The sequence below is a fragment of the Actinoalloteichus spitiensis RMV-1378 genome (assembly GCF_000239155.1).
Taxonomy (GTDB): Bacteria; Actinomycetota; Actinomycetes; order Mycobacteriales; family Pseudonocardiaceae; genus Actinoalloteichus_B; species Actinoalloteichus_B spitiensis.
The window spans coordinates 1-5,743 of sequence record NZ_AGVX02000592.1 but is presented as its reverse complement, the minus strand read 5'-3'; the positions used below and the strand labels follow the sequence as shown (position 1 = coordinate 5,743).

The window sequence follows — 5,743 nt, the reverse complement described above, 5'->3', positions numbered from 1 at the left end:
CGCCCCGGCTGCGGCTTGACAACCACATAGGGACACCCCCCCGAGCCCGTAGGTGGGGCGCAGGGGGTGGCGTCGTCGCCCGGGCCACCGCCCGGTTCCCCCGCGCCCCTTCCGCCTCGCCGCGTCCGGTCCACCCCGTTCCCCTGGCCGGTCCGCCAGCCAGGGTGCTGGCACGGGCACCAGTGGGAACCCGAGGCCGCTCGACGGCGGGCAGGGCGTTCGGCGCCCGCCCCGGAGGGGATCGAGGGTCGGATCGCGGGTCCACCCGAGAGGACGACGGACGCACCCGCGCCGCCTCCTGGGTGGTCGACACGCGATCGCCCGTCGGTGCCCCGTGGTGGGCCGGCGATCCCCCGGCGGCCGCACGGGCTGGCTCCCCGGACGGGAGGGAGCCGGGCTGGGCCACCGACCACGGCGAGCGCGCCGGCGGGCCAGGCCGGGCACGCCCACAGACCCGGTCATCCCCGGGTTCGGGCTCGTCGTGGCGCGCGACCGGGCCGGGGGAGGGCTCCGCACCCCGGCCCGGCTCCGCGACACCCCGTCCGCCCGGCCAGACGACGGGCTGGGCTTCCGGCCGCCGCCGGCGGCGGATCGTGACGGCCGGGACGTCCTCCGGCCGCCGTCCGCCCCTCGTGGGTCGGTGACGGTGAACCGGACGGTCGCGGGGAACACTCGGGCCGGCACCGCCAGCAGGATCCGCGAGCCGAAGGGACCGGTGCGGCGAGGCGTCGGGGGCGGTCTCGGCCACCGCTCGCACCCCGGTTCGGCTCCCTGGCGTCCCACCACGCCGACCCGGCGGCGCGGGCGCGGCCCGGCCCGGGCAGGCCCGGTGTCCACTGTGGCCGATCCGGGGCAGGGCGGGTCGGAGTGGAGGCGAGGCGCCGGGGGTGTGGTCGCGACGGAGCACGTCCGTCCCACCGCCCGGGACGACCCCGGCCGACGAGCGGACCGCTTGCCGGTACCCGTCCTCACCGGGGAACCGCTCGTTCGTGCGGCACCCCCGCGACCGGGGTGTCTAGTGGCACCTATCGGGTGATCATTTGCGGAAGTTGTAGCGCGGCATACTGTCTTGTGCGATTCATCGCATTGAGGTGAGCGCGCTCGCCCCCCGACGCGCTCGCACTCACATCCCGATCGGGCAACCCGCCGTGTCGCGCGCGGCCGGAGCCCGAGGTGGGGTGACCGGCAGGCGGGGGCGGCAGGGCACCACCCGTTGCACCCCGCCTGCCAAGGAACAACCGGTGCCGGACCGCCGCACGGGGACGATCCCGGGCGCGGGCCGACGGGTGAGCGCGGCACCGCCGGTCGGGAGAGGACGGACGTCCTCCTCGTCCACGCCGGGCGACGCGGTGGCGGTGGCGCGAGGCAATGGTGCCGGCCGGCAGCGGCGCTGCTGCGGCACGACCAGGAACACGGCGGTACGGGAAGGCGCGCGGCGCGCGGACCGCCGGCGGCGTCAGACGCGCCAGGAGCCGATCTCGGTGAGGCGTTCGACCAGACCCGCAACGCCGCCGAGGGGCCGCACCGCCGTCGGCGTGACGCCGTGGGCTGGCAGCACCAGGACGAAGCCGGGGTGCCGTTCGCCGAAGAGGATGGTGGTGGGCTGGATCGCCCGACCGTCGTCGGAGGGCGTGTACTCCCAGTAAGGGCTCCGCCCGTTACCCGCCCAGGGAACGAAGACCCAGCCCGGCCGTTCGGAGAGGACGTCGTGCACCTCGTCCTCCAGCGCGAACCCCTCGGCCCGGGACGCGAGGGTCCCGATGTGCATGGCGCGGACCCACCAGGGCGCCGCCGGGTCACCGCCGGCGGTCAACGCCCCTCGGTACAGGTCGAGCACCTCGGCCTCCGAGGCCCAGTGCACCCAGGAGTTCCTGGCTTCGGAAGGCTCGGAGGCTCCGTCGGCGGCGCTGCCCTCGAGCGCGAGGAACCATTCCAGTTCCGGCATCGGCTCCGGCCACGGAACCGATCGCTCGATGGGGCCGAGGGCGCCCCCGGTGTCGTCTCCCCACGACCGCGGTGGCGTCCGCTGCTGCCGGGGAACCCACCCCGCGCCGGAGACGAGGCGCTCGGGGCCGAACGGGGTGGGGTGCTCGTCACGTTCTTGCGGGTCAGGCTTGCGTCGCAACGTTGTCATCGATCCTCCTGCCCCCCAGGTAGGAGTGTCAGCTACTGCTTCGAGCCATGTTCGACCGGATACCGACCTCACGTACTTCCGGTGTATATCACCAGTTGATTTCACCTTCGATACTAGCGGCATTCGGGAGTCGTGACGCGATCGCGGAAGCGCGGGAGGGCTCTTCGTTAAGGATCCGTTTCCATCGTCCGGACAAGGAGAAACCCGGGCTGCCCCATCCAGAGCAGCCCGGGTATCCCGAACGAGGGCCGCGGTCAGGCCGACCGCGTTAACAAGCACTTCATGAACGGATTCCCCCTGTCGGGGCGGGGTCCACGGGCGGGTCGGGTGCCGTCCCGGGGACCTCGGTGCGCCGCCGGGGTCCGGTTTCCGCGCTCAGGCGTCGCGACGGCTGGCGGTGATCAGCGCGACGACGAACAGCCCCACCGAGATCGCTCCGAAGTAGGCGATACCGGCCCAGGGGCCGTAGGGGACCTCCGACATGCCCATCATCATCGCGGCCTCCGCGCTGTCGGGCTGACCGCCGAACAGGAACTGGTGCGCGGCCACGAAGGGCATCCACGCCTGGATGTCCTGGCCGATCCTCGGGATCAGCGCGACGAGCGGCTCCACCAGCAGCGGCCACACGAGGACCACCGTCACGGCGGCGGCCGACTGGCGCAGCAGGATTCCCACCGCGACGGAGAGCACGGCGGCGAAGAAGGCGACCAGGCCGGTGCCAGCCACGTTGCGCCAGGTGTCCGCCCCGGACAGGCTCAGGTCCGAGTTGGTGGCCAGCAGGTCGCTGACCCCGAAGGAGAGGAACGCCGCGACGAGCGCGACGACCCCCGCGAGCACCGCGACCAGCAGTGCCTTCGCCGTCAGGACCGCGGCCCGGTTGGGAGCCGTCTGGAAGGTGGTGCGGATGGTGCCGAACCTGTACTCGGTGGTCACGGCCAGCACCGCCATCACCATCAGCACCATGAGCCCGAACTGGTAACTGAACTGGGTGAAGCCGACGGTCACCGTGCCCTGCTCGTTGGCGAAGCCCGACATCAGGGCGGTGAAACCGACGGTGAGACCGACCGCGACCACCATGCACCACCACGGCGAGCGGGTGGAGAAGAGCTTGATCCGTTCGACGGCGAGCAGGGTCATCGGTCGGTCCCCTCGTTCCCGGTGGTCGCGCCGTTGTGGGCGTGGTATTCGACGGCCTCGTTGGTGAGCTGGAGGAACGCCTGCTCCAGGGATCCCCGCTGGATCGAGAGCTCGTGCAGCACCACGCCCTGCGCGGCGGCGATCTCCCCCACCCGCTCGCTGCTGGTGCCCACCACGACAAGGGTGGGCGACTCGTCGACGACCTCGTCCCTGACCTCGATCCCCTGCTGGTGGAGCGCACCCCTCAGACGCTCCACCTGCGGGCTGCGGACCCGGATCGTGGCGCCACTCGCCTCGTCGACGAACTGGGCGGTACCGCACTGCCTGATCAGCTTCCCCCTGCCGATCACGACGAGTTCCTCCGCCGTCTGCGCCATTTCGGACAACAGGTGGCTGGAGACGAGCACCGTCCGCCCCTCGGAGGCCAACCGCTGCATGATCTGCCTGATCCAGAGGATCCCCTCGGGGTCCAGCCCGTTGACCGGCTCGTCGAACATCAGGATCTCGGGGTCCCCCAACAACGCCGCAGCGATCCCCAACCGCTGCGACATCCCCAACGAGAAGCCCCCGGCCCGCCGGTCGGCCACCCCGGACAGGCCGACGGTCTCCAACACCTCGTCCACCCGCCGGTTCGGCAGCCGGTTCGTCCTGGCCATCCACCGCAGGTGCGCCCGCGCCGACCGGTTGGGGTGAACCCACTTCGCGTCCAACAGCGCGCCGACCCTGGTCAGCGGGCGGTCCAGCTCCCGGTAGGGCTTCCCGTCGATCCGCACGGCTCCACTGGTGGGCCGGTCCAGGCCCAGGATCATCCGCATCGTCGTGGACTTCCCCGCGCCGTTCGGCCCGAGGAAACCGGTCACCCGCCCCGGCCGCACGGAGAACGACAGGTCGTCCACCGCGACCGTGCGCCCGTACCGCTTGGTGAGGTGCTCTACCTCGATCATCGTCCCTCCTCGTGTGGCCGAACGGGGATGCCCCGGCCGACGCACTCGCCGCCACGAACCACTCCTCGTGACTTCTAGCAAGATGATATCACTTTTCTTGCCAGGTACTTCGCGGACGGAGGAACGGGCGCCGACCAGCGGCCCCGGCGCCGCTCGCCGACCTGTCGGAGGAGTGGTACCCCGCGAGGCGAACGGGCACCCCTTCGACGACGAGGGCGCCTCAGGCGTCCCGCCGACGCGCCACCACCAGCGCGACGGCGAGCAGGCCCACCGCCACCACGCCGAAGTAGGCGAGCGACGCGGCCGGGGACAGCACCGGGTCCGCGATCATGCTGCTCGCCCCCCGGAGGAAGTGGTCGGCCGCCATGAACGGCATCCACTGCTGGACGGGCTCACCCACGGTCGGGATGACCGACACGAGCGGTTCCACCAACATCGGCCAGACCAGCAGGATGGCCAGCGCGCCGGCGCTCTGGCGCACGAGGAGGCCGACCGCCACCGCGATCACCGCCGAGAACACGAAGACCGGGGCGACCCCGAGGACCGCGCGCAGCTCGTGAGCGGTCCCCAGGCCGAGCTCCGACACCGGGTGCAGGAGCGAGGCCACGCCCAGCGATCCGAGCGCGGCCACCAGACCGACCAGCCCGGCGACGCCGGCCACCAGCACGGTCTTGGCCAGCAGCACCGGGGTCCGCCCCGGCACCGCCTGGAAGGTGGTGCGCATCGTTCCGAAGCGGTACTCGGTGGTGACCGCCAGCGCCGCCATGACCAGCACCAGCATCATGCCGAACTGGTAACCCAGCTGGACCTCGGTGACCGAGATCGGCAAATCGGTCGGCCAGCTCAGCACGGCGGCGGTGGCGAAACCCACCGGCAGGGCCATCGCGAGGAGGTTGCACCACCACGGCGACCTGGTGGAGAAGAGCTTGATGCTTTCCGCCGAGATCAGGTTCACGGCACTCACCTTCCGGCGGTCACGAGTTCGGGCGTGGGCACGGCGGTCGTCTGGTACTCGACCGCGTCGTCGGTCAGGCGCATGAACGCCTGTTCGAGGGAGGCTCGCTCGACCGCGAGTTCGTGCAGCACCACAGCGCTGGCGGCCGCCACCTCACCGACGAGCTGGCTGCTCACACCTGAGACCAGCAGGGCGCCGGTCCCGGCCTCCACCCGGACCTCGGCGTCGGCACGCGCCAGGGCGGCGCGGAGCTCCTCCGGCTGGGGAGTCCGCACGCGGACGAGGGACTCACTGGCGTTGTCGATGAACTCGGCCGTGGTGCACTGGCTGATCAGCTTCCCCCTGCCGATCACGACCAGGTCCTCGGCCGTCTGCGCCATCTCGGAGAGCAGGTGGCTGGAGACGAAGACGGTCCGGCCCTGCGCCGCGAGGTCCCGCATGAAGTCGCGGATCCAGCGGATCCCCTCGGGGTCGAGACCGTTGACCGGCTCGTCGAACATCAGGATCTCGGGGTCGCCCAACAACGCCGCCGCGATCCCCAACCGCTGCGACATCCCCAACGAGAAGCCCCCG

5 protein-coding genes are annotated in these 5,743 nt (G+C 71.9%); all 5 read right to left on the bottom strand.

Annotated features, from left to right (window positions below; genetic code table 11):
* Positions 1–1,456: 1,456 nt before the first annotated feature.
* Positions 1,457–2,134 (bottom strand): hypothetical protein, encoded by a 678-nt coding sequence (locus ACTIDRAF_RS30530; RefSeq protein WP_245533609.1) that lies wholly within the window; start codon positions 2,132–2,134, stop codon positions 1,457–1,459.
* Between the two features lie 375 nt (positions 2,135–2,509).
* Entirely contained in the window at positions 2,510–3,271 is a 762-nt protein-coding gene (locus tag ACTIDRAF_RS0222195) for an ABC transporter permease (protein WP_016700907.1), read from the bottom strand.
* The gene (locus ACTIDRAF_RS0222190) at positions 3,268–4,215 is read right to left on the bottom strand and encodes an ABC transporter ATP-binding protein (RefSeq protein ID WP_016700906.1); all 948 of its coding nucleotides are present in this window, start codon (positions 4,213–4,215) and stop codon (positions 3,268–3,270) included. Before ACTIDRAF_RS0222190 ends, ACTIDRAF_RS0222195 begins: the two co-directional genes overlap by 4 nt.
* 220 nt (positions 4,216–4,435) lie before the next feature.
* A complete protein-coding gene (locus ACTIDRAF_RS0222185) occupies positions 4,436–5,170 on the bottom strand; it encodes an ABC transporter permease (RefSeq protein ID WP_016700905.1) in 735 nt (244 codons plus the stop codon).
* 5 nt (positions 5,171–5,175) lie between these two features.
* Positions 5,176–5,743, bottom strand: a 568-nt coding sequence (locus tag ACTIDRAF_RS30525; RefSeq protein WP_039788845.1) for an AAA family ATPase, incomplete at its 5' end; no start/stop codon positions are given.

What these genes read in the sequence shown, in the direction of transcription:
- ACTIDRAF_RS0222195 (WP_016700907.1), bottom strand. Translation starts at nt 3,271, where the DNA reads ATGACCCTGCTCGCCGTCGAACGGATCAAGCTCTTCTCCACCCGCTCG.
- ACTIDRAF_RS30530 (WP_245533609.1), bottom strand. Translation starts at nt 2,134, where the DNA reads ATGACAACGTTGCGACGCAAGCCTGACCCGCAAGAACGTGACGAGCAC.
- ACTIDRAF_RS0222190 (WP_016700906.1), bottom strand. Translation starts at nt 4,215, where the DNA reads ATGATCGAGGTAGAGCACCTCACCAAGCGGTACGGGCGCACGGTCGCG.